Origin of the sequence: Pararhizobium sp. DWP3-4 (assembly GCF_049898205.1) — a bacterium.
Classification (GTDB): Bacteria; Pseudomonadota; Alphaproteobacteria; order Rhizobiales; family Rhizobiaceae; genus Pararhizobium.
Genome location: NZ_JAFCXF010000002.1, coordinates 391,900 through 412,377, shown reverse-complemented (window position 1 = coordinate 412,377; position 20,478 = coordinate 391,900). Strand labels below are relative to the sequence as shown.

13 protein-coding genes and 1 tRNA gene are annotated in these 20,478 nt (G+C 60.3%); 10 read left to right on the top strand and 4 right to left on the bottom strand.

Features of this window, described 5'->3' with window-relative positions; translation table 11 throughout:
• Window positions 1-5: 5 nt before the first annotated feature.
• On the bottom strand, window positions 6-3,842 hold the full coding sequence (locus ACP7E6_RS07165) for an ATP-binding protein (RefSeq protein WP_426229035.1): 3,837 nt from the start codon (window positions 3,840-3,842) through the stop codon (window positions 6-8).
• Between the two features lie 250 nt (window positions 3,843-4,092).
• On the opposite strand from ACP7E6_RS07165, the gene ACP7E6_RS07160 reads away from it, so the two are divergent.
• Both ACP7E6_RS07160 and ACP7E6_RS07155 read left to right on the top strand, forming a co-directional pair.
• The gene (locus ACP7E6_RS07160) at window positions 4,093-4,542 is read left to right on the top strand and encodes a phasin (RefSeq protein WP_426229034.1); all 450 of its coding nucleotides are present in this window, start codon (window positions 4,093-4,095) and stop codon (window positions 4,540-4,542) included.
• 165 nt (window positions 4,543-4,707) lie between these two features.
• Window positions 4,708-4,784, top strand: a tRNA-His gene (locus ACP7E6_RS07155).
• Window positions 4,785-4,972: 188 nt separating this feature from the next.
• Here the strand turns inward: ACP7E6_RS07155 and ACP7E6_RS07150 are convergent.
• Window positions 4,973-5,971, bottom strand: coding sequence for a PIN domain-containing protein (locus tag ACP7E6_RS07150; RefSeq protein ID WP_426229033.1), 999 nt, complete (start codon window positions 5,969-5,971; stop codon window positions 4,973-4,975).
• Window positions 5,972-6,612: 641 nt separating this feature from the next.
• Between ACP7E6_RS07150 and ACP7E6_RS07145 the strand changes: the two genes are divergently transcribed.
• Window positions 6,613-7,248: a DUF1062 domain-containing protein gene (locus ACP7E6_RS07145; RefSeq protein ID WP_426229032.1), complete on the top strand. Its 636-nt coding sequence runs from the start codon at window positions 6,613-6,615 to the stop codon at window positions 7,246-7,248.
• A 102-nt stretch (window positions 7,249-7,350) separates the two neighbouring features.
• On the opposite strand, the gene ACP7E6_RS07140 is transcribed toward ACP7E6_RS07145, so the two are convergent.
• The gene (locus tag ACP7E6_RS07140; protein ID WP_426229463.1) at window positions 7,351-7,572 is read right to left on the bottom strand and encodes a hypothetical protein; all 222 of its coding nucleotides are present in this window, start codon (window positions 7,570-7,572) and stop codon (window positions 7,351-7,353) included.
• Window positions 7,573-7,756: 184 nt separating this feature from the next.
• On the opposite strand from ACP7E6_RS07140, the gene bcsA reads away from it, so the two are divergent.
• The 4 genes from bcsA to bcsN are packed head-to-tail and all read left to right on the top strand — an operon-like array spanning window position 7,757 to window position 15,417.
• A complete protein-coding gene (gene bcsA / locus ACP7E6_RS07135; RefSeq protein WP_426229031.1) occupies window positions 7,757-10,021 on the top strand; it encodes a UDP-forming cellulose synthase catalytic subunit in 2,265 nt (754 codons plus the stop codon).
• Window positions 10,014-12,383 carry a cellulose biosynthesis cyclic di-GMP-binding regulatory protein BcsB gene (locus ACP7E6_RS07130; protein ID WP_426229030.1) on the top strand — a complete coding sequence of 790 codons (2,370 nt, stop codon included), beginning with the start codon at window positions 10,014-10,016 and terminating at the stop codon, window positions 12,381-12,383. Before bcsA ends, ACP7E6_RS07130 begins: the two co-directional genes overlap by 8 nt.
• Before the next feature lie 5 nt (window positions 12,384-12,388).
• Entirely contained in the window at window positions 12,389-14,467 is a 2,079-nt protein-coding gene (locus ACP7E6_RS07125; protein WP_426229029.1) for a bacterial transcriptional activator domain-containing protein, read from the top strand.
• Window positions 14,464-15,417, top strand: coding sequence for a cellulose biosynthesis protein BcsN (gene bcsN, locus ACP7E6_RS07120; protein WP_426229028.1), 954 nt, complete (start codon window positions 14,464-14,466; stop codon window positions 15,415-15,417). Before ACP7E6_RS07125 ends, bcsN begins: the two co-directional genes overlap by 4 nt.
• Window positions 15,418-15,423: 6 nt before the next feature.
• On the opposite strand, the gene ACP7E6_RS07115 is transcribed toward bcsN, so the two are convergent.
• Window positions 15,424-16,305 (bottom strand): LysR family transcriptional regulator, encoded by an 882-nt coding sequence (locus tag ACP7E6_RS07115; protein WP_426229027.1) that lies wholly within the window; start codon window positions 16,303-16,305, stop codon window positions 15,424-15,426.
• Between the two features lie 244 nt (window positions 16,306-16,549).
• On the opposite strand from ACP7E6_RS07115, the gene ACP7E6_RS07110 reads away from it, so the two are divergent.
• From ACP7E6_RS07110 to ACP7E6_RS07100, 3 genes are all read left to right on the top strand, one after another.
• A complete protein-coding gene (locus ACP7E6_RS07110; RefSeq protein ID WP_426229026.1) occupies window positions 16,550-18,046 on the top strand; it encodes a CoA-acylating methylmalonate-semialdehyde dehydrogenase in 1,497 nt (498 codons plus the stop codon).
• Window positions 18,047-18,227: 181 nt separating this feature from the next.
• A complete protein-coding gene (locus ACP7E6_RS07105; RefSeq protein WP_426229025.1) occupies window positions 18,228-19,319 on the top strand; it encodes a YjgN family protein in 1,092 nt (363 codons plus the stop codon).
• Window positions 19,309-20,376 (top strand): M48 family metallopeptidase, encoded by a 1,068-nt coding sequence (locus ACP7E6_RS07100; protein ID WP_426229024.1) that lies wholly within the window; start codon window positions 19,309-19,311, stop codon window positions 20,374-20,376. Before ACP7E6_RS07105 ends, ACP7E6_RS07100 begins: the two co-directional genes overlap by 11 nt.
• The last annotated feature ends 102 nt before the right edge of the window (window positions 20,377-20,478 follow it).

Genomic DNA, 20,478 nt, shown 5'->3' with positions numbered 1-20,478 from the left:
CGTGGCTAGTTGGCGAGAACCCGCTGCGACGGGAAGGAGATTTCCACCAGCGTGCCCTCGTTGGGCGCCGAGTTGATCGAGAACTGCGCCCGGTTCGCCTCGGCCATCGCCTTGGTCAGCGGCAGGCCAAGGCCGGTGCCGTCGCCGCGCTTGCGGGCGCCGGTGGTCACCTGACGGAAAGGCTTCATCGCCTGCTCGAGCTCGGTGCGGGTCATTCCGACGCCGGTGTCGCGGATGCGCAGAATGACGCTGCCATTTGCCTCATAGGCGGTCGAAACGACGATCTGGCCGCCGGATGGGGTGAAGCGGATGGCGTTCGACAGGATGTTCAGGGCGATTTGCTTGATCGAGCGGTTATCGGCAACGACGTTCGGCACCGAACCCGACAGTGAGGTGCGGATGATCACCCGCTGACTGTTGGCCTGTGGCTGGACCAGGGAGACGGCCTCCGAAACGGCATCGTTGATCTCGACGGCGGTGAATTCGAGGTCCATCTCGCCGGCCTCGATCTTCGAGATATCCAAGAGGTCGTTGACGATGTCGAGCACATGGCGGCCGGAGCGGCCGATATCGCCGGCATATTCGACATAGCGCGGATTGCCGATGGGGCCGAAATGCTCGCTCGCCATCATGTCGGAAAAGCCGATGATCGCATTGAGCGGCGTGCGGATCTCGTGGCTGACGCGGGCGAGGAAATCGCTCTTGTGGGCATTGGCCGTTTCGGCGGCCCGCTTGGCGTTGCGCAGCTCCTCTTCCGTCCGTTTCCATTGGGTAATGTCGCGGATGACGGCGCAAAAGCCGTTGGACGAGGAGAGGCGGCCCATGGTCATGAACAGCGGAATGAAGCCGCCGGAAGCCTCGCGGCCGATCACTTCGCGGCCGTCGTTCAGCACGCTGGCGACACCATGGCCGGAAAGGCCGGCGAGGTAATCGAGAACGGCCTTCTGGCTCTCATGGGCAAACAGCATGGCGAAGGGTTTGCCGCGAACTTCGCCGTCGTCATAATTGAACAGGGCGCTTGCCGAGCGGTTGACCGAGCGGATTTCACCCTCGGCACCGACGACGACGACGCCATCCGTTGCGGTCTCGAGAATGGAATGCAGTTCTTCCGCTTCCATGCGCAGCGCCTGGATTTCCGGTGCCTCCGCCGGCTCTTCGGCAACCTCGGCCGGGTGAATGTCTGCAGTCACCACGGGTGCCGGCGCCGTTTTCGTCGCGGAAAGCGCCATCATCAGCGCATTCTTGTCTTCCCAGCGGATCGATTGCAGCCGCGCCGAGACCGGCACGAGCTGGCCATCGTTGCGGATCAGCATCATCGTGCCGTCCGGCAAGTCGAACAGATCGTCCTCGTCGCTGGCGAAAAGCGCATCGATGCCGCCTTCCGTTCTCAATTCGTCCAGATCGGCATAGCCCGTCAGCATCAGGAATTCGGAATTGGCGTGGAACAGATCGTCACCGCTATGGACCAGAAGCGCGAGCGGAAGATTGTCGAGGATCTCCGGCGTCAGGCTGCTGCTGCCGCTGGTGCGCGCAGGCACGATCGGGGCGGGCGCTTCGGGCGGGGTGTTTTCGGTTGTGCGTTCAGCGCCATCGGCGATGCCGGCACGGCCGTCCTCGGAGTTCGTCTCGATTTTTGGTGCGGCGTCATCCTGTGAGGGGTTTGCCGCTGCGTGCTCGTCCGTGGCAAGCACGGCCTCGTTTGGACGTTTGCCGAAATTCTCGCCGAGTTGACGGGCGATTTCGCGAAAGGCGGCCTGTTCGCTGCGGCTCAAAGGTTCGGTGCCAGGACGGTGGCTGTCGAGCTGGACGACTTTATCGGATGCGCGGCGCTCCGGGGTCTGGACCAGCTTCAGTGCCGGACGCTCGCCACGGAAAGGGTCTTCCTGGTCGCCGGCCGCCGGAAGTTCGTCACCGGTCTCGGCAAGCGGCTCGCCGTCGCCTGGCTCGGACGCCGTCAATTCGGTTGCAAACTCCGCGCCGTCGGTCGGTTCGCTTGGAGCTTCGACAGGCTCCGCTGCCGCGTTGCTTTCTTCTGTCGCAACGTGCGGGGCTGTGTCTTCCGCCACCACCTCGTGATCGGCGGCCGACAGATCCTGCGCCGTGTCGTCAATCTCGCCGGCAACCGTCTCTTCGTTCGGCACGGGCGGGTGAAGAGTCAGGCCTGTTGCCTGTTCGTCATCGACAGTATCGGCCACGCGCACGATGCCGAAACCGCGGAAACCGTCGAATTCGCGATTGCGCGAATAGGTCGGAAGGGCGGCGAGATCGACCGGAACCTGCAGGCTGGTGCCTTCGACCGGCCAGTAGATCGTCTTTCCCGACCAGGTGTCGCGCCGTTTCAGAAGCTCGCTGATCGTGTTGCCCGGGTCGAGGTGATAGCGATCCGCCAGATCGCTAAAACTTTGCCCGGTAATATCGGCGGAATGCGGCCCGACAGCGGTTGCAAATTCCTCGGAGATTTCACTGAAACGTCCGTCCGCATCGATCTTCCAGACGAAACGGACGGCGCGGCTATTCGGGTTGAAGACGAAACCGTGCACAGGCTCTGGGGCGTCGTCTTCGGCAGACATGTCTTCAAGCGGGATATCGGTTGGGACCGGGGTGTCGCCGTCTGCCACATTATCCGTGGCGGTTTCGACAATGGGTGTGCCGCTGGCGTTTTCAGTCACAACCGTTTCATCCAGCCCAACACGGTCGTGGACAGGTTCTTGCGGCACTTCGACCGGCTCGGCGGGCAACGGTTCGCCAGCCTCGATCTCCTGCGCCACCGTTTCATCGGCTTCAGGCAGAACGGCAGTCTCCTCGGGGGCGCCGGTTTCGGCAACCTCGTCCAGATCGTCCACGGCTGAGGCGATAGGCTCCGGCGGTGCATCAGAAGGCAACTCCAGATGCGGTTCTGTCTCTTCGGCCACGGGTTCAACAGGAGCCATGAAAGCGTCAGCGGAAGGCCGTTCGGTCTCTGCCGCAGGCGCAGCGTCATTATCCGGATCGACGAAGCCATCCTCTTCGGCAGCGATTTCCTCGATCTGCTCGATCTCGTCGATGACATCGGCGGGCAGGGCTGTGGGTGAGAGAACCGGCACGGCGGCCTCGCTGCCAACCGTCTCGCTTGCGGCTGGCGCGTCGTCATCGGCGTTTGCGATCTCCTCAAAATCCGTCCCGGGATCGAGATTGCCCAAAATGGTCTCGACCGCAAACAGCAGATGCAGGGCGGGACGTTCCGAGAGCTTGCCGATTGCCGCCGGCAGATGGCCTTTGCCCGTCGGGATCGGCCGCTTGAGCAGCCAGTCGCTGTCGCGGGTAACGGCGCTCACCAGCGAGCGGCAGGTCTGCGGTGTCATCGCCAGCGCTGCAAAACCGGGCGAGGCGGCAAGCACGGCGCCATCGCCATCCAGTACGGCCATATGCGTGTCCGGGTCGTCGAAGCCCGAGATCATTCTGGCCGCGCGGTCCTGAATGGCCAGCGGCTTGCCGTTGCGGGGAGCGGCAAAGAGGATGGCCGTTTCACCCGGCCGCACGGAGATCATCTCGACCGAGGCGCTGACCGAAGCGCGCTGGAAACCCGAGGCGATGCGCATCAGGAACGCCCGGCTATCGCCGCTGCGCTTCAACTGCCGGGCGGCGGCCTCCATCTGGCGATAGGCGGCATCGTTGCGGTTGGCGCCGCTGTCGATGAAATCATAGATCGACGGCAGGCCGAACAGGAACGCACCTTCGCCATTCGACCACAGCACCTGGCTCATGTCGGGAGAAAACAGGACCGCAGCATCGCCCTTGGCAAAATGCTCCCGCACCCGTTCGTGAACGGCTATGTCGATAAAGGGATACGATTTTGCGGGCATCGGCTGACCTGGTTTGCGCAACCGCCAAAGGGGCGGGATTGTTAACAGTCTATTAATAGACGCCGGCGCGCCTAGGGTCCAGCTTGCAGACTATGGCGCACAGGCCTTTCGCGGCGCAAGGTTAATGCAGCTGATTTTAATGAATGCTGCACTGCACAAATATATTGCAATGCACAACGAAATCGCCTATATAGACATCATCACACGATGGGTGCCTCATGAGAGGGCCCAAAACCAAGGAGCGCAGATCATGGCTACCAAGAAAACCGACGATGTCTTTTCGCTTGCTTCGTTCGACCCGGCAAAGGTCACCGAAACCTTTCGCGATTTCGCTGAAAAGGGTGCTGCCCAGTCCAAGGAAGCCTATTCCAAGATGAAGACCGCCGCCGAAGACGCAACGAAGACGGTTGAAGCGACGATCGAAAGCGCCCAGTCCGGCACCGTCGAACTCGGCCTCAAGGCGATCGATGCCCTGCGCACCAATGCTGAAAACTCGCTGTCGCACATGGAAGCGCTGCTCGGCGTCAAGTCGGTTTCCGAACTGTTCGAACTGCAGACCGCCTTCATCCGCAAGCAGGCAGAGCTTGCCATGGAACAGGCGAAGTCGATGCAGGAAGCCACCCGCAAGATTGCCGAAACCGTGACGAAGCCAGGCAAGGATGCCGCCGAAAAGGCCATCTCCGGCTTCAAGAAGAACTGATTTCTGCAGGCGCGGTCTTTGACCGCGCAGCATGACGACAGAACCGGGTGATTTTTTACCCGGTTTTTTCACATCTACGGGCAAGTTATGGCTTGCAAAAAAGACGGACTGCCCGTATTTGACCCCTCAGCGGCACATGATAATGTCTGTGCATCGCTGTGTTGTGCGGTTGTAGCTCAGTTGGTTAGAGCGCAGGTTTGTGGATCCTGAGGTCGGTGGTTCGATTCCACCCAACCGTACCATTCTTTTAAACGACGTAGTTAATAGCATGTCGTCGATATGAATCCACCGTCACAAGTTATACTGACCCTGGAGTTTATTGAGGGTGGTCCGAAACTGGTCGAAAATACTAGCGGCCAGTCGAATCGACGGTGTTTATGACTCTCCTAGAGTAATCTGCCGCGCACTCGAATTGGCTTCAGTCGAGCCGTCATTCAAAATAAGCGCGTTTCGTTAGCATTTCCGTTTCCATAAACCGACCGGTGTCTTTGTCGATGCGAAGGTAGAGCTTCAGGCTATTGTGCTGTGATAAGTGCTCGGTGGCCGTCGTCGCGTAGTCTGGGCCTTCATCGCTGTAGTCTCGCTCGAAATACATGTAGTCAACGGTTGCTCCCAAGACGCAGGGTACGTTGACGATCAACGAGATTGAGTCTGTGTCTATTGCCGCGAGACTGTAGCCATCGACAGCCATGACCTCGTCAAGGGTTATATCTCTCACCTCGCCATCGTCGAGAGTTCCGAAGTAGACGCCATCCAGAAAGGTGACATCTTCGGTGAGCGCGTTAATTAATTGGTCTTCAAATGCAGGATGCGAGAAGATTGCGTCGACTATCGGCTCAAGGTCGATGTCTGCCTCTGCAACGCAGGAGGCCAAAAGTTCGTTGATCGTGATAAGTGGTATAAGTGCTGGATGTGTAGCAGCAGCCTCGCGGAATGCTATGTCGCCGCTCACAACATACATTTTGATTTGATGTTTCGTGCAGTAGTCAGCGAGCGCCTCCGTGACGAAGGCGTCTGGGAATTCTTTGCTGCCGCGCTTGCTGAACGGTGCTTCACCAGCGAAATATTTTTCGAAGATTTTGCGTGGAGGAACCTGCATTGCCAAGATGTTGTCGGCAGAAAGTTCACTGACAACGACGTCGAGAAAGCCCCGCCATATGTGGTGGGTCAAGGTCTTCTCGTCTATCTCTGGTAGCTTTGGGCATTCGGCTGTTAATTGGGAAAATCTCCTGAAAGAGTGGCTGACTTTTTCTAGCCGACCAGCTCTGTCAGCTACTTCTTCGCCAATCTGGCGATGAACCTCTGCTGAAGTTATGTCTGTCATGTGAACGGAGATGCGACCTGCATCTACGTATTCCTTCAACGTTGTGAACTGAGAGTTCCGAACGTTGAAACCGGCTCTCCGATAGACTTCTGTATCGAAAAACACGTGGCGTGTTTTCAGCGTTTCTGCAGTCTGTCGCGTTGGCTTAGAAGTCACAATCACCCCACTCAACTTCTTGTATTCAGCTATCTTATGCGCGGTAACGCGGTTTGTGCAAAGTAGGGATTTGGCCTGAATATGCATTTTAAGACATGACAGAACGAAATATGCTGTTCTAGATATAAGGATTTGAAAATTTTAATAAACATACGAAAATTTGGTTCAATTTATGTTTGGGCTTGGCTGCTCTTGATCTCGTTGACGCAAGTCAAGTCTGCCGCCATACCAAAGTTGCATAATAGCCGCAATGCTACATCTTTTCGCTCCTTAGTACGCCAAAGCACTCCACACCGGCCCGTTCGTTTGTTACCTTCGCCGTCGAAGAGCGTTGGCGCACAGAGGTTGCAGTTTGCCTAAGTAATACCGGTCTCAATCCAGTTTCACCCCGTATTGCCCGACGGCGATGCCGTCGGCGTACAGATGTGTTCATCGGGTGGTGGCATGAGACCGGTCTGGCATTGTTACAATGTGCCATGTGCAGCTCCGCTGTCTCAGCTCTTCAGCCGCCCAGAACATCGCCACACCGCGCCCGCAAGGGTTTCTCCTGCACCATCTTGGTGGACTTCCGAACGGAAGACCAAGACGATATGTGCAATTCACTTCGGGTCCGATGGACCATTATACCGCAGACGGCGCCCCAGCCCTGGATCGCCTGCAGCGGATGCGGAACGCAAAGGCCGTTCCAAAGCAGCGGCAAGATCCGGCTCAACGCCAACGGCCGCAGGCTCGATGCCTGGCTGATCTACAAATGCCTGTCCTGCGACAAGACCTGGAACCGGCCGATCTTCGAGCGCCAGGCTGTCGGTGATATCGATCCGGCAGTTCTCGACGCGTTACAGTCCAACAATCCGGATTGGATCAGGGCTGAAACGTTCAACATCGGGGCTCTGCGGCGGAAATCGCAACGCATCGAGGAGTTTCCAAACTTTGAAATCGCCAAGGAACTGCTTGAGGAAACGTCCGGTTGGACCGCGCTCAACATCGAGCTGAACGTGCCGTTTCCGGCCAGCATGCGGCTTGATCGCCTGCTGGCGGGCGAGCTGCAGCTATCGCGCACGCGGCTGCGGGCTCTGCACGATGGTGGTCTGCTTCAAACCGCGCCAGACGCCGCCGGCATTTGGCGAAAGCGGATCAGAAATGGCACCTGTGTCATGATCGATCTCGCCACCGAGGTGAATAGGGAGAAAGTGTGGATGCCTGTCGCAGCGGGAGGCACTGCATAGGGACCAAGTGACGACACAAAGGCCTGCATTGCTGGGCCTTTGTGGTCTCTATCAGCTCACTGGAGATTTACCGCCTGTCCTGTCATTCCGGAACGAGTGATTTCAGCGGTGTTCCACCTGCTGCGGCGGTTGCGGATTTTCATCGGGATTGGGCAAGGGTTCCTCGTCCGGGAGCCGGTCGGGCTCGGGCTCGGTGACCGGTACCGGCTGCTGAATGGGCGGAATCGGGCCAGGAATGGGGTCGGCGGGAAGCGTCATCGTGCGGTCTCCTACTTCAAGAATATCAACGCGATGGCGGCCTGCATGTTCCTTCATGCCGACCAAAGCCGGGCCTCCTCAGATCTTGGAGCCGTTTGTAAACCTTGTGTTTACCTAGTCCTGTGTCGTTTCCATCCATCACTCCTTAAATTAGGATTCTGTTGACCCTTCGCCGCTTAAGTTCCGGCTGTTCGATGTAGAACCGGCTCGCATGATGCGCCGCTGAAGATGACGATGGGGTTGGTGGCACATGACGTGCGGAAAATATCTGGCTATTCCGGCCGGCGCTCTCGGCTTGACTTTGATTCTGTTGCCGATGAGCCTTCAGGCGCAGCTCATGCTTTCTTTTGCTGTTCTCGGCATCATGTTCATCGGCATGACGCGGCCCGACAACAGCACGTTCCGCGTCATCACGCTCGTCTTTGCCGGCATCATCGCACTGCGCTACGGTTTCTGGCGCACCACCGAGACGCTGCCGGATATTACCGAGCCGCTCAACTTCATTCCCGGTTTCCTGCTCTACCTCGCCGAAATGTACTGCCTGGCGATGCTGGCGATCAGCTTCTTCATGGTCATCGATCCGATCAAGCGGAAGACGCCGGACATGGGCGCTGCCGCAGACCTGCCGACGGTCGATGTGTTCATTCCGAGCTATAATGAAGACGCCGAGCTTCTGGCCGTGACGCTGGCCGCCGCCAAGTCGATGGCCTATCCGAAGGACAAGCTGAACATCTACCTGCTTGATGACGGCGGCACGGATGCCAAGCGCAACCACAAGAACCCGCATGTGTCGGTCGCCGCCATTCGCCGCCATGAGCAGTTGAAGGCGCTCTGCGCCGCCATGGGCGTGCACTACCATGCCCGCAAGCAGAACGATCACGCCAAGGCCGGCAATCTCAATGAAGGCCTGAAGGTTTCTAAAGGGGAACTGGTCGTCGTGTTCGATGCCGACCATGCCCCGGTGCGCGATTTTCTGCGCGAGACGGTCGGCTTCTTCAGGGAGGATGAAAAGCTCTTCCTCGTCCAGACGCCGCACTATTTCCTCAATCCCGACCCGCTGGAAAAGAACCTCCAGACCTTTGCCCGGATGCCGTCGGAAAACGAGATGTTCTATTCGATCCTGCAGCGCGGGCTCGACAAGTGGAACGCGTCGTTCTTCTGCGGCTCGGCCGCCGTGCTGCGCCGTTCGGCGCTGGTGACCACCGATGGATTCTCCGGTCAGTCGATCACCGAGGATTGCGAAACGGCTTTGTCACTGCATTGCCAGGGCTGGCACTCGGTCTATGTCGACAAGCCGCTGATTGCCGGCCTGCAGCCGGAGACGTTCGTTTCCTTCATCGGCCAGCGCGCCCGCTGGTGTCAGGGCATGCTGCAGATCCTCATCCTGAAGCGGCCGTTCCTGGCCAAGGGGCTCTCGATCCCGCAGCGCATCTGCTATGCCGGCATCAACATGTTTTGGCTGTTTCCGCTGTCGCGGCTCGCCTTCATGTTCTCGCCGCTGCTCTACATCTTCTTCTCGCTGGAAATCTACAAGGCCAACATCCTCGAGTTCGCTTCCTACGCGGTCACCTATCTGATCTCCTCGTTTGCCATGCAAAGCTATCTCTACGGCCGCGTCCGCTGGCCGTGGATTTCCGAGCTCTACGAATATGTCCAGGCCGTCTTCCTGTTCGGCAGCATCGTCAGCGTCGTGCGCAATCCGCGCAAGCCGACTTTCAATGTCACTGCCAAAGGCCAGACGCTGGACAAGAGCAAGCTGTCGCCGCTGGCAACCCCATACTTTGCCATCTTCTTCCTGCTGCTCGCCGCTGCCCTTTATTCCGGGTACCGCGTCCTGACGGAGCCGGTCGCCAGCGAACTGCTTCTGATCGTCGCGATGTGGAACCTGATCAATCTTGGTCTCGCCGGTGCGGCCCTCGGAGCGATTGCCGAACGCCGCGAATTGCGGCGCAACCAGCGCCTGCCGGTCAAGCGTCATGCGTTGATGCATATCGACGACATAATTCATCATGTCATCGTGCAGGACGCCTCAAGCGGTGGCGTGTCGATCGAGTTCGTCGACAAGGAACCGAAACTGGACCTCGTCAATCCGACGGTGGCCAAGGTCGAGTTGCGCCGGGGCGGCCAGACCTTCTGTTTCAATGTCGTCTATCGCTCGCGGCGTTTGCTCGACCAGACGGCGATTTGCGGCTTTGCCTATTCCGAGCGCACGCCGGAAACGGTGATGGCGATTGCCGAACTGATGTATTCCGACCAGTCGGTGCTTCAGGATCGTCTGGAGCGCCGCCAGACGCGCAAAAACTTCTTCTGGGGCACCAGCCGGTTTGCGCTCTGGAGCCTGACGGAATCGCTGCGCGCCATCCGCTACAGCGCCGGCCTGATCCGGGAAAGCGTCGTCCAGTCCTTCGAGGATGCGCCGATGGTGCTGAACGACAACAACATCGCCCCGGTGCCGCTGCCTGTCAAAACAGCCGACCATGCCCCGGTTCTCAAGGGAGAGCAGCTCTATGGCTAAGCCTTTTCGCACCCGGGCAGCCGGCCTGTCGCTTGCCCTCATCATGGCGCAGACGCTGCCGTTGTCCGCCCAGAGCCTGCTCGACGCAGCCCCATCCGCTGCCCGCATCCTGCCTGGCGACACCGAGAGCATTCTGTCGACCCGCCCGGTTCAGGCGGAAGCTGCCGCTGCCAAGGTCACCGGTCTGGTGCCGTTCGAACAGGCCCTGCCGGCCTATCACCTGTCGGGCGAGGACGCCGTTGCAAGGCTGAGCTTCAATCTCGCGTCCGATCAGGCCGCGAGCGGCGGACAGCTGGCGCTCGCCTATCGCAATGCCGTTTCCGTCCTGCCGGATACGTCCGTCATGGATGTCGAGGTTAACGGCCGGTCTGCCGGAGCATTCCGGATCGCCTCGCCAAACGGGTTCAAAAGCGAAGCGCTGACGATCGGTCCCGGCCTGTTGAAACCGGGCCGCAACCAGGTGGTCCTGCGGGCCCGCCAATTCCATCGGGTCGATTGCTCGCTGGAGGCGACCTACGAGCTGTGGAGCGAGCTTGATCCTTCACGGAGCGGTTTTGTTGCCGGCAGACATCATGGCTTCCGGACTTTCGCCGATCTCTTGACCGTCGCCCGCACCGACGCCAACGTCACCGATATCCGCCTGGTCCTGCCGCAGGCGGCGACCGCCGAAATGCTGAACGACGCGACCCCCGCGCTGCAAACGCTGGCGCTGTTCATGAACCGGGAGGATCTGGCCGTCACGGTGGGCGAAAAGCCCGGCACCGGTCCGGGTATCGATCTCTATGTCTCGACGGACAAGACCGGGGCACAGGCGCGCGACGCCGATGGACGGCCGGCACCCTACGGCCTTTCGGTGCGCGACGCCGGAAACGGCGGCCGTGCAGCGGTCAGCCTGCGGGGCGCGACCCGCGCCGATATGAGCAGCCAGTTGCTTCAGGCCATCCAAGGGCCGCTGAAGGAAAGCCTCGACAGCGGCATTTTCTCACGCCAGTCCGGGACGATCATTGCCGATGCTTCAACAAGCTATACGCTGTCTGAGGCCGGATATGAGACCCGGGTCTTTTCCGGGCGCCTATCGCGCACAGGTTTCAACATGGTCATGCCGGCAGATTTCTACCCGGCCGACTATGCAACGATCGGCCTGAAGCTGAGTGCGGCCACGTCTCCCGGCCTGAAGCGCACGGCGCAGTTTCTGGTGCGGGTCAACGACCGCGTCGTCACCAGCTATCCCTTCCGCAACACCGCCGGCGAACAGTTCGACGGCAAGCTGATCGAACTGCCGCTGCGGGCGTTCCGGCCGGGCAACAACAAGGTCGAGCTTCTGGCCGAGCTGCCGGTCGAGGCGGACGAGACCTGTGCGCCCGAGGCCCGCGACGACACCAGGCCACGGTTCATTCTCCTGAAGGACACCAGGATCGAAATCCCGGCGCTCGCCCGGATCGGCCGTCTTCCGGATATCGGCGCGCTGGCCGGCACTGCCTATCCCTATGCCGATGGCAGGCCGTTCGACATATTCATCGAGCGTCCGGATGCGCAGTCCGCCGGCGCCGCCCTCACCATGCTGTCCCGCCTGGCGCTTGCCGCCCGAAATCCACTCAACGCCAATATCCGCCTGGGTGCCGCCAATCCGGCTGGAGATCGCAACGCGCTGGTGATCTCCACGCAGAACGCCTTTGCCGAGCTTGGCAGGGCCGGCAAGAGCGCCTTTCCTGTCGATGGCTTTCAGCCGATCGCGGTATCCATCGCGGACGTTGATCCGATCAGGACGGCGACCATCGGCGGCAATGTTTTCGCAGCCAGCCCGGCGCGAAACAATGACGACGATTCCACCGCATTGCTGGATGCGTTCCGTAAATCGACGACGCGGCCACAGGACACGCTGTCCGTGACATCGAAGCTGCAGGAATGGTTCTCAGGGGCTGGCGGACGCTTCGGTAAATGGCTGAACTACCAAGACGGTTCGGGCACGACGGCAATGCTCAAGCCCGGGCATTCGCTGCTGACCTTGACGCAGACCCCGTCACCGTCCGGCGAAGCGGTCTGGACCGTCGTCCATGCGGGATCGCCCGCCGATATCGCGCTTGGCGTTCGCCGGCTTGTCGAGCCTGCCGTCTGGCAGGGGTTGAGTGGCGGTTCGGCCGAGATCGAGACCGCAAGCCTCGCCGTCAACACGGTGCCGGCCGGATCGCACTTCATCGCCGGAATGACCGACCAGAGCCCCAGCAACATCCGCCGTTTGGCGGCCGCCTGGTTCTCCGACAATTTCCAGTTCTACGTTCTGCTCATCGTCGGGTTGATGGGCATCTTCGCCGTGTGGCTCGGTCTTGCCATTCCGCGCAAGGGTGTGAGGTCGGATCAATGATCATCATGAAAAAACACTGGGTCGCCCTTCTGGCCGCCTCAAGCCTGCTTATGCCCGCAACGGCATTTTCGGAGAATTCGGCAAGGCTGCTGACGCAGGCGGCCGGCTCCTTCCGCATTCTCGATGAGGCGACGTCCGGCGGGCCTGCAGATGTCGAGCCTTCACCTGCCGGCACTGCGCGGACAGCGACAGCCGTGACGGCTGCCAATCAGCCCGATGAGGTCGAGATGGCGGCGCTCTATTATTATGCCGGGCAGAAACAGGATGAGCGCGTCGCCGCAGAGGCTGCACGCCTGCGGCTGAAATTCCCGCAATTCGAAATGCCAGAGGACCTGTACCTGCCGCAATCGGCACGCGGCGCCGACGAAACCGTGCTCTGGCAGCTCTATGACAAAAGCGATTTCACCGGCATCGATGCCGAAATCATCCGCCGCAAGACCGAGGCGCCCGACTGGCAGCCGACGGCCGATTTCACGGAAAAGCTGGCGCGCCGCAAGCAGCGCGTGCTGATGACGGAAGCGGCCAAGGACAACAACTGGACGGACATCATCCAGGCCGGCGGCGGTATCGATCCCGCAACGGAAACAGAGATCGATCTGCTCTGGATGCTGATCGACGCCTATGCGCAGGCGGGCATGAAACAGCCTTTGGCCGATGTCTATCGCGGCATCCTTTTGCGTGAAGGCGACAAGCGGCTGCCGGACGCGGAGCTCGTGACGACTTTGCAGAAGGCGATCCGCGATTTCCCGGCGGCGGACGTCCAGGCGGCGATGCAGAAGCTAGCCGTGACGCCGGCGATGCAGGCAGGCTTGCAGCCCGTGGCCTTCGATCTGATGCGCAAGACGGTCGCCGATTTCAATGCTGATGAAAAACGCACGGTGCCGCTGACTGATGACCAACTGGAGCCACTCAAGACAGCAAATCCTGCGAAGATCGAGGATATGGCGTTGCTCGGATGGTATTATTTAAAGATCAAGCAACCGGCCGTCAGCGCCGGGTGGTTTACGAAGGCGCTGGCGATCCAGGCGGACGCCTCCAATGCCAAGGGGCTTTATCTCAGCCTTGCCGCGCAAAATCTCGAAGAGGACGCCTATAAGGTCGCGACCACCTATCTGCAGGACCTGTCCGGCGACCCGGAATTCCTGATGAACGCGCTGTCTTTGCGTTTTGCCAAGCCCGATATGGCTGCGATCGACGAAAAGATCGTTGCGTCCTACTCGACGACGATCCTGCAGACGTTGAACGCCGATCACGCCGAAATCCTCGCCTGGTACGCCTATAATTCCAAGCAGTACGAAGCGTCTGCCGCCTGGTTCCAGAAAACGGTCGACTGGAAAGCGGCCCCTGCGCGCGTCAAAGGGTTGGCGCTCTCTTACCTGCGGCTGTCACAAAAGGCGGAATTTGCCGCGCTGCAGGAAAAATATGGTTCGGCCTATCCCGATATATGGGACGAGATTCGCGTTGCATCGCCGCCGAAGGGAAGGGTGGCCGCTGCGGTCGTGAAACCGCGTGGGATCATTCAGGCCAACTATTTCCGCAATTTCCAGGCCAAGCGCTATGCCGCCTGCATCAACGATCTGGCCGACCTGCGCAGCCGGGGGCAGCTGTCGCCGGATGCGGCCCAGATCGGCGGCTGGTGCTACCTCGGTCTTGGCCGCCTTGCCGAGGCACGCGCAGCCTTCGCCGATGGCCTTGCCGCCGGCGGACAGGTGCAGGCCGATGCCGCCTATGGCACGGCACTGACCCTGTTGCGCGGACGTCTGACGGATGATGCCGAGGCGATCATCCGGGCCTATCCGCTCAGTGCCGCACGTGACCGGGAAATCCGGGTGGAAATCTATTTCCAGCGCGCCCGGGCAAGCTTTGATCGCAAGCAATATCAAAAGACGCTCGATGCGCTGAATGCACGGGCGAGCCTGGTGGCAGAGCCAGCCGATCTCAGCCAGTTGCGCGGCTGGGCCTATTACCATCTCGGCAACAAGCAGATCGCCAAACAGGTGTTCCAACGCCTCAACGATCACCTGTCGGACGCTGGCGTGAGAGCCGGCCTTGTCGCCACAAGCCAGACGGATACACGCCGATGAAAAGTTGTTTTCCAGCAATCGCTTTGCTCTCGATGCTCGCATCGTGCACGTCGGCCGTCGATGACCCGTTCTTGCGGACAGGATCTGTCGGGGGCAACTGGCCGTCGCTCGCAACCACCGTGTCACCCGAGCACGCAGTCGCAGCTCTGCCGGGACTTCCGGCAACGACTGTACGGCAGACCGGCGCCAAGGGTAAAATCCAGCAAACGATCGTCTACGTCAATGCGAGCAACCTTGCTGGCGAGAACACGCTGAGCGTTACGATCGACCCGTCCGCCAAGATCACCCGCAGCAATGGTGCGCCGTCACGGTCGCAGGTCGAAGCTGAGATGCGAAGCGCCTTGGCTGGCGTGACGATGCGGATCAGCCCTGTGATTGCCGACAATGCCTATGGCGTCTTCGGCTACGCGACCGGCAGCATCGGCCAGGGCGGAAGCTGCGTTTACGCATGGCAGCTTGCAAGGAACAGCAGCCCCTATGATGGCGGACGGTTTTCCGCGACCGGCGGCGCGGCCCAGATCCGGATGCGCTATTGCAGTCCGTCGATCGCGGCCGACAGCGTCGTCGCGCTGATGCAGGGGCTGCGCCTTAATCCGGCGTCGTCGCAAAACGTCCAGGCGCTGGGCTATGCCGCAGGGCCGGGCGCGTTTGAGCCTGTGCCGTTCACGGAACGGCAGGCCCGGCCGGTTGCGGCAGACTTCGCCGCCGCCCCGCCGGTGCGCCGGGTTAGCCGCCCTGCAGTCGTCGCAGAGACGCCTGTAGAAACAGCAAGCACCGAAGCGGCGGAGAAGACAGAAAAGATCATCGTCAACGCCGTTAAAGTGCCGCTGCCGGGAGAGACGGCTGTCATGGCCACAGCCGATACAGCACCGGCGGTTGTGCTGCAGGAGGCCTCGAAGGCCGTGATGAAGCCATCCCTCGTGCCGTTGCCGGCAACCGTCGCGCAATAGGCATTGTCAAATGAAGATGCTGTGCTCTTCGGTCACCAGTTCCTGAAGGAAATCGACGACGGTGCGGACGCGGACGAGTTCGCGGGCGCTCTCGTGATAGGTGGTCCAGTAACCCCGCCGGATCGTCGTCTCCGGCAGGATGCGGATCAGCTCGGGATATTGCCGGGCGATATAGTTGTGCAGGATGCCGATGCCGGCACTTGAGCGCACCGCCTCGGTCTGGCCCGTGGCGCTGGAAATCTCGAACGAGGCATCCCAGCTGCGCATGATCTCACCGGTGAAATTCAGCGAGGCGGTAAAGATCAGGTCTTCGACGTAGCCGATGCGGCGATGGTTTTTCAGGTCGTCCACGCTTTCGGGCGCACCATAGGACGACAGGTATTCCTGGGAAGCATAGAGCCCCAGTGTGTAATCGGTCAGTTTCGACGATATCAGCCGGCCCTGTTCCGGCCGCTCCAGCGTGATGGCGATGTCGGCCTCGCGTTGCGACAGCGAAAACGAGCGGGGAACCGGTACCAGCTGGATGCGCAGTTCCGGGAAGCGGGCCGTCAGCTTGCCAAGGCGCGGGGCGAGGAACGAAACCCCAAAACCGTCGGGTGCACCAACGCGCACGGTGCCGGCAACTGCCGTGTCTATGCGGCCGATCTGCGCCTGCGCCGCCAGCATCTCGGTTTCCATTCGCTCTGCCGCATGCAGGAAGATCTCGCCCTCGGTCGTCAGGTCGCAGCCATTGGTCCGGCGGATCAAAAGCCGCGTCTTCAACGACTCTTCCAGCGCCGTGACCCGCCGGCTCAGCGTCGCATGATTGACCCCCAGCCGCTTGGAGGCCGACAGGATCTGGCCGCTGCGGGCAACCGCCAGGAACATGCGGACGTCATCCCAGTTCATGGATACACTCCCTCTTCTCCCCAGCGGGGAGAGGTGCCGAGCATGGCGAGGCGATGAGGGGGGCGTCAATCTCTAAAGGTGTGGCCCCCTCATCCGGCGCTATGCGCCACCTTCTCCCCGATAGGGAGAAGAGGGAACGGGCTTGGAACATCAATTTCTGCACAACGGTTCCTGAATATCGCGCGTTGATTTGTGCATATTGTAGTGCGACACTCCCGTCATAATCAAGATCAGGAGGATCACCATGTACGAGATCGGTCATTTCATCGGCGGCAAGCGTGTTGCGGGCACCAGCGGCCGTACCGCCAACGTCTTCAACCCGGCAACTGGCGACGTTCAGGCAACCGTGGCGCTGGCAAGCGACGCGGAAATGGCTGCCGCCGTTGCAAACGCCAAGGCCGCACAGCCGAAATGGGCTGCGACCAATCCGCAGCGCCGCGCCCGCGTCTTCATGAAGTTCGTGCAGCTTTTGAACGACAACATGGACGAACTGGCCGAGATGCTTTCGCGTGAGCATGGCAAGACCATCGACGACGCCAAGGGCGACGTCATTCGCGGGCTGGAAGTCTGCGAGTTCGTCATCGGCATTCCGCACCTTTCCAAGAGCGAATTCACCGAAGGTGCCGGCCCGAACATCGATATGTATTCGATCCGCCAGGCCGTCGGCATCGGTGCCGGCATCACCCCGTTCAATTTCCCGGCGATGATCCCGATGTGGATGTTTGCCCCGGCGATCGCTTGCGGCAACGCCTTCATCCTCAAGCCTTCGGAGCGCGATCCGTCCGTACCGATGCGTTTGGCAGAACTGATGATCGAGGCTGGTTTGCCCGCCGGTATCCTCAACGTCGTCAACGGTGACAAGGGCGCGGTCGATGCGATCCTGACACACCCGGACATTTCCGCCGTTTCCTTCGTCGGCTCGACCCCGATCGCCCGTTATGTCTACGGCACGGCTGCAACGAACGGCAAGCGCGCCCAGTGCTTCGGCGGCGCCAAGAACCACATGATCATCATGCCGGATGCCGATCTCGACCAGGCCGCCAACGCCCTGATGGGCGCAGGTTACGGTTCGGCCGGCGAGCGCTGCATGGCGATTTCGGTTGCCGTTCCGGTAGGCAAGGAAACTGCCGACCGCCTGATCGCAAAGCTGACCCCGATGGTCGAATCCTTGCGCATCGGTCCTTACACCGACGAGAAGGCCGACCTGGGCCCGGTCGTCACCAAGGAAGCCAAGGAGCGCATCCTCGGCCTGATCAACAAGGGTGTCGAAGAAGGCGCCAGTCTCGTCGTCGACGGCCGCGATTTCAAGCTGCAAGGCTATGAAAACGGCAACTTCGTCGGCGGCTGCCTGTTCGACAACGTCACCCCGGACATGGACATCTACAAGCAGGAAATCTTCGGGCCGGTTCTCTCCGTCGTTCGCGCCAACACCTATGAGGAAGCCCTTGATCTGCCGATGAAGCATGAATTCGGCAACGGCGTTGCGATCTATACCCGCGACGGCGACGCCGCCCGTGACTTCGCATCGCGCATTAACATCGGCATGGTCGGTATCAATGTGCCGATCCCGGTTCCGCTCGCCTACCACTCCTTCGGTGGCTGGAAGTCATCGTCCTTCGGCGATCTCAATCAGCACGGCACGGATTCGATCCGGTTCTGGACCAAGACCAAGACGATCACCTCGCGCTGGCCGTCCGGCATCAAGGACGGTGCCGAGTTCTCCATCCCTACGATGAAGTAAAGCCGGGATATCATCTATTCTCCCCGATTGGGCCTCCGTATGGAGGCCCTTTTTTGTTGTCAACTTTCTGGTGCGGTTGACCTGCGGAGGTGACAGTTTAAGAGTTTGCCCAAGCGGCCGAATATCGGGGGATGTTTGGCCGTTGTTGAATTGCATTTGATGATACGCAAGAGGGGCGACGATGAGCATAACCGACACGGCACCATTACCGGCCGCATCGCAGGATTTCCACCGGCTGTCGTTTACCGGAAAAGCGGCGGAATATTTCGGCATCTGGATCGTCAATATCCTTTTGACCATCATCACGCTGGGCATCTACTCCGCTTGGGCCAAGGTGCGCCGCAACCGGTATTTCTACGGCAACACGGTGCTGCTCGGCCGCGCCTTCGAATATCACGCCAAGGGCAAGCAGATTTTCATCGGACGGTTGATCGTCCTTGGCTATCTTGTGGTTTACAATATCATCCTGGCGGTGTTGCCGATTGCCGGCCTCGTCGTGGGTTTGGTCGCTCTGTGCTTTTTTCCCTGGCTGATCATGCGCGGTCTGCGTTTCAGCGCCCGCGTCACCAGTTACCGCAACGTCCGTTTTAACTTTGTCGGGAAAATGGGCGGTGCGTTCGTCGCCTTCATGGCGGCTCCGGTGATGGCCGTTCTGTCGCTCGGCATCCTGGCACCTCTCGCCAGCCGCTGGATGTATCGCTATCTCGGCAACAATCTGCGCTATGGCGGCCGGCCGTTTGCAACGGATCCAAAACTCGGCTCGATCTATCAGACCTGGTTCTTCTCGGCGCTGATCGTCGTACTCGGCTTGCTGGTCGTCGCTGTCGCAGCGCTTGCCAACCTGTCCCTGATCGTGGCTTTGATCGATAACCCCAATGCACTGCCTCCCGAATTCCAGGCATCGATGGTCTTTCTCGGCATCATCGCCTATCTGGCCGTACTTTTGGCCTTCGGCATCGCAGCGCTGTTTTATCGTGCCGGCGTGCGCAATATCGCCTGGTCGGCGACCCGCTTCGATGGCAGGCATGACCTGAAAAGCGACTTGCCGCGCTTTGGCTATGTCTGGATCGCCGTGTCGAACGTCGTCGTCACTGTTCTGACGCTGGGCCTGATGCGCCCTTGGGCTGCGGTTCGCATGGCCCGTTACGTCAATGAGCACACGGCGATCCGCTTCGACGGAGATGTTGGTGACGTTCTTGCCACGGTCGAGCAGGAAGGGTCTGCAGTTGGAGCGGAATTCATGGAGTTCGAGGGCTTCGATTTTGGTTTCTGACGAAAAGCCGGTCTGCCGGGGTGATTGGCATCCGCGTGGTTCCAGCCGCTCGATCCCGTCACGCTTGGTCGACAGGGACGGGCAGATTCTGGCCATTGCCGGGGACGATAGTGAACTCTCGTCCGCGATCTTTTTAAAACTCGACATTTCCCCCAGGGTCGGCGCGATCCCCCGCCGTGTCGAGTTTCCCGATGGCTCGCTGTTCGAAACCACAGACAATGCTGCGATCGATGATCTGCAACGGGCGAACGGGCGCAAGCGGGCAGGGCTCGTTCACGGCCTCGAACGCTTTCACCCGCGGCTTCTGGTCTTCGTCGTCGCGGTGTTTCTGCTGTCCGGCCTGGTCTACCGGTATGCTCTGCCGGTGCTGGTGGAAATTGCCGTTGCCGTGACGCCGCCGGTGGTGCCGCACCTGATGTCGATCAGCACCCTGGAAACACTGGATCGCACCGTCCTCAGCGAAACGAAGCTGGACGAGGCAAAGCGGCGGGCGATTTCGGATGGTTTTGCCCGCATCGCGCTCAATTCCACCCGTGGTCCATCTGCCTATACGCTGAACTTCCGCGAGGGTGGGGCGATTGGTCCGAATGCGTTCGCACTGCCGGATGGCACGCTGGTTATCACCGACGAACTGGTCGATCTTTCAGGCGGCGATACGGAGATGCTCATTGGTGTTCTGGCGCATGAGATCGGCCATGTCGAACTGGAGCACAGCCTGCGCCAGATTTACCGGGCTGCGGGAATGGCGGGGTTGATCATGCTGATCGCCGGCGATGTCGGCGATAGTGTCGAGGATTTGCTTGTCCAGGGCGGCGGCCTTCTGGCGCTGTCCTATTCCAGGAATGCGGAAGCGGCGGCCGACCGGCATTCGGTCGAGTTGATGCAAAAGGCCGGATACGATCCAACCGCGATCGCACGCTTTTTCGAGGTCATCGAAAAGAAACTCGGCGACACGTCCGGCACCAACATTCTGTCGACGCATCCTGGAACCTCGGACCGCCGGAAGGCGATCCGCGAATATGAGGCGGAATTGCGCGAGAAACAGCCGGGAGACTAGGCCGGCGAGGCGATAATCTACCTAAACTTGAGGTATCACATCAACTTTTCCCGTCTGGAGGGTAGACAGGTCGCTGGAAGCTGATCATGATCGCTTCAATCA

Bases quoted from the DNA above. Each gene is read 5' to 3' on its own strand.
- ACP7E6_RS07165 (WP_426229035.1), bottom strand. From the start codon at position 3,842: ATGCCCGCAAAATCGTATCCCTTTATCGACATAGCCGTTCACGAACGG.
- ACP7E6_RS07105 (WP_426229025.1), top strand. From the start codon at position 18,228: ATGAGCATAACCGACACGGCACCATTACCGGCCGCATCGCAGGATTTC.
- ACP7E6_RS07145 (WP_426229032.1), top strand. From the start codon at position 6,613: ATGTGCAATTCACTTCGGGTCCGATGGACCATTATACCGCAGACGGCG.
- bcsN (WP_426229028.1), top strand. From the start codon at position 14,464: ATGAAAAGTTGTTTTCCAGCAATCGCTTTGCTCTCGATGCTCGCATCG.
- ACP7E6_RS07110 (WP_426229026.1), top strand. From the start codon at position 16,550: ATGTACGAGATCGGTCATTTCATCGGCGGCAAGCGTGTTGCGGGCACC.
- ACP7E6_RS07160 (WP_426229034.1), top strand. From the start codon at position 4,093: ATGGCTACCAAGAAAACCGACGATGTCTTTTCGCTTGCTTCGTTCGAC.
- ACP7E6_RS07130 (WP_426229030.1), top strand. From the start codon at position 10,014: ATGGCTAAGCCTTTTCGCACCCGGGCAGCCGGCCTGTCGCTTGCCCTC.
- bcsA (WP_426229031.1), top strand. From the start codon at position 7,757: ATGACGTGCGGAAAATATCTGGCTATTCCGGCCGGCGCTCTCGGCTTG.
- ACP7E6_RS07115 (WP_426229027.1), bottom strand. From the start codon at position 16,305: ATGAACTGGGATGACGTCCGCATGTTCCTGGCGGTTGCCCGCAGCGGC.
- ACP7E6_RS07125 (WP_426229029.1), top strand. From the start codon at position 12,389: ATGAAAAAACACTGGGTCGCCCTTCTGGCCGCCTCAAGCCTGCTTATG.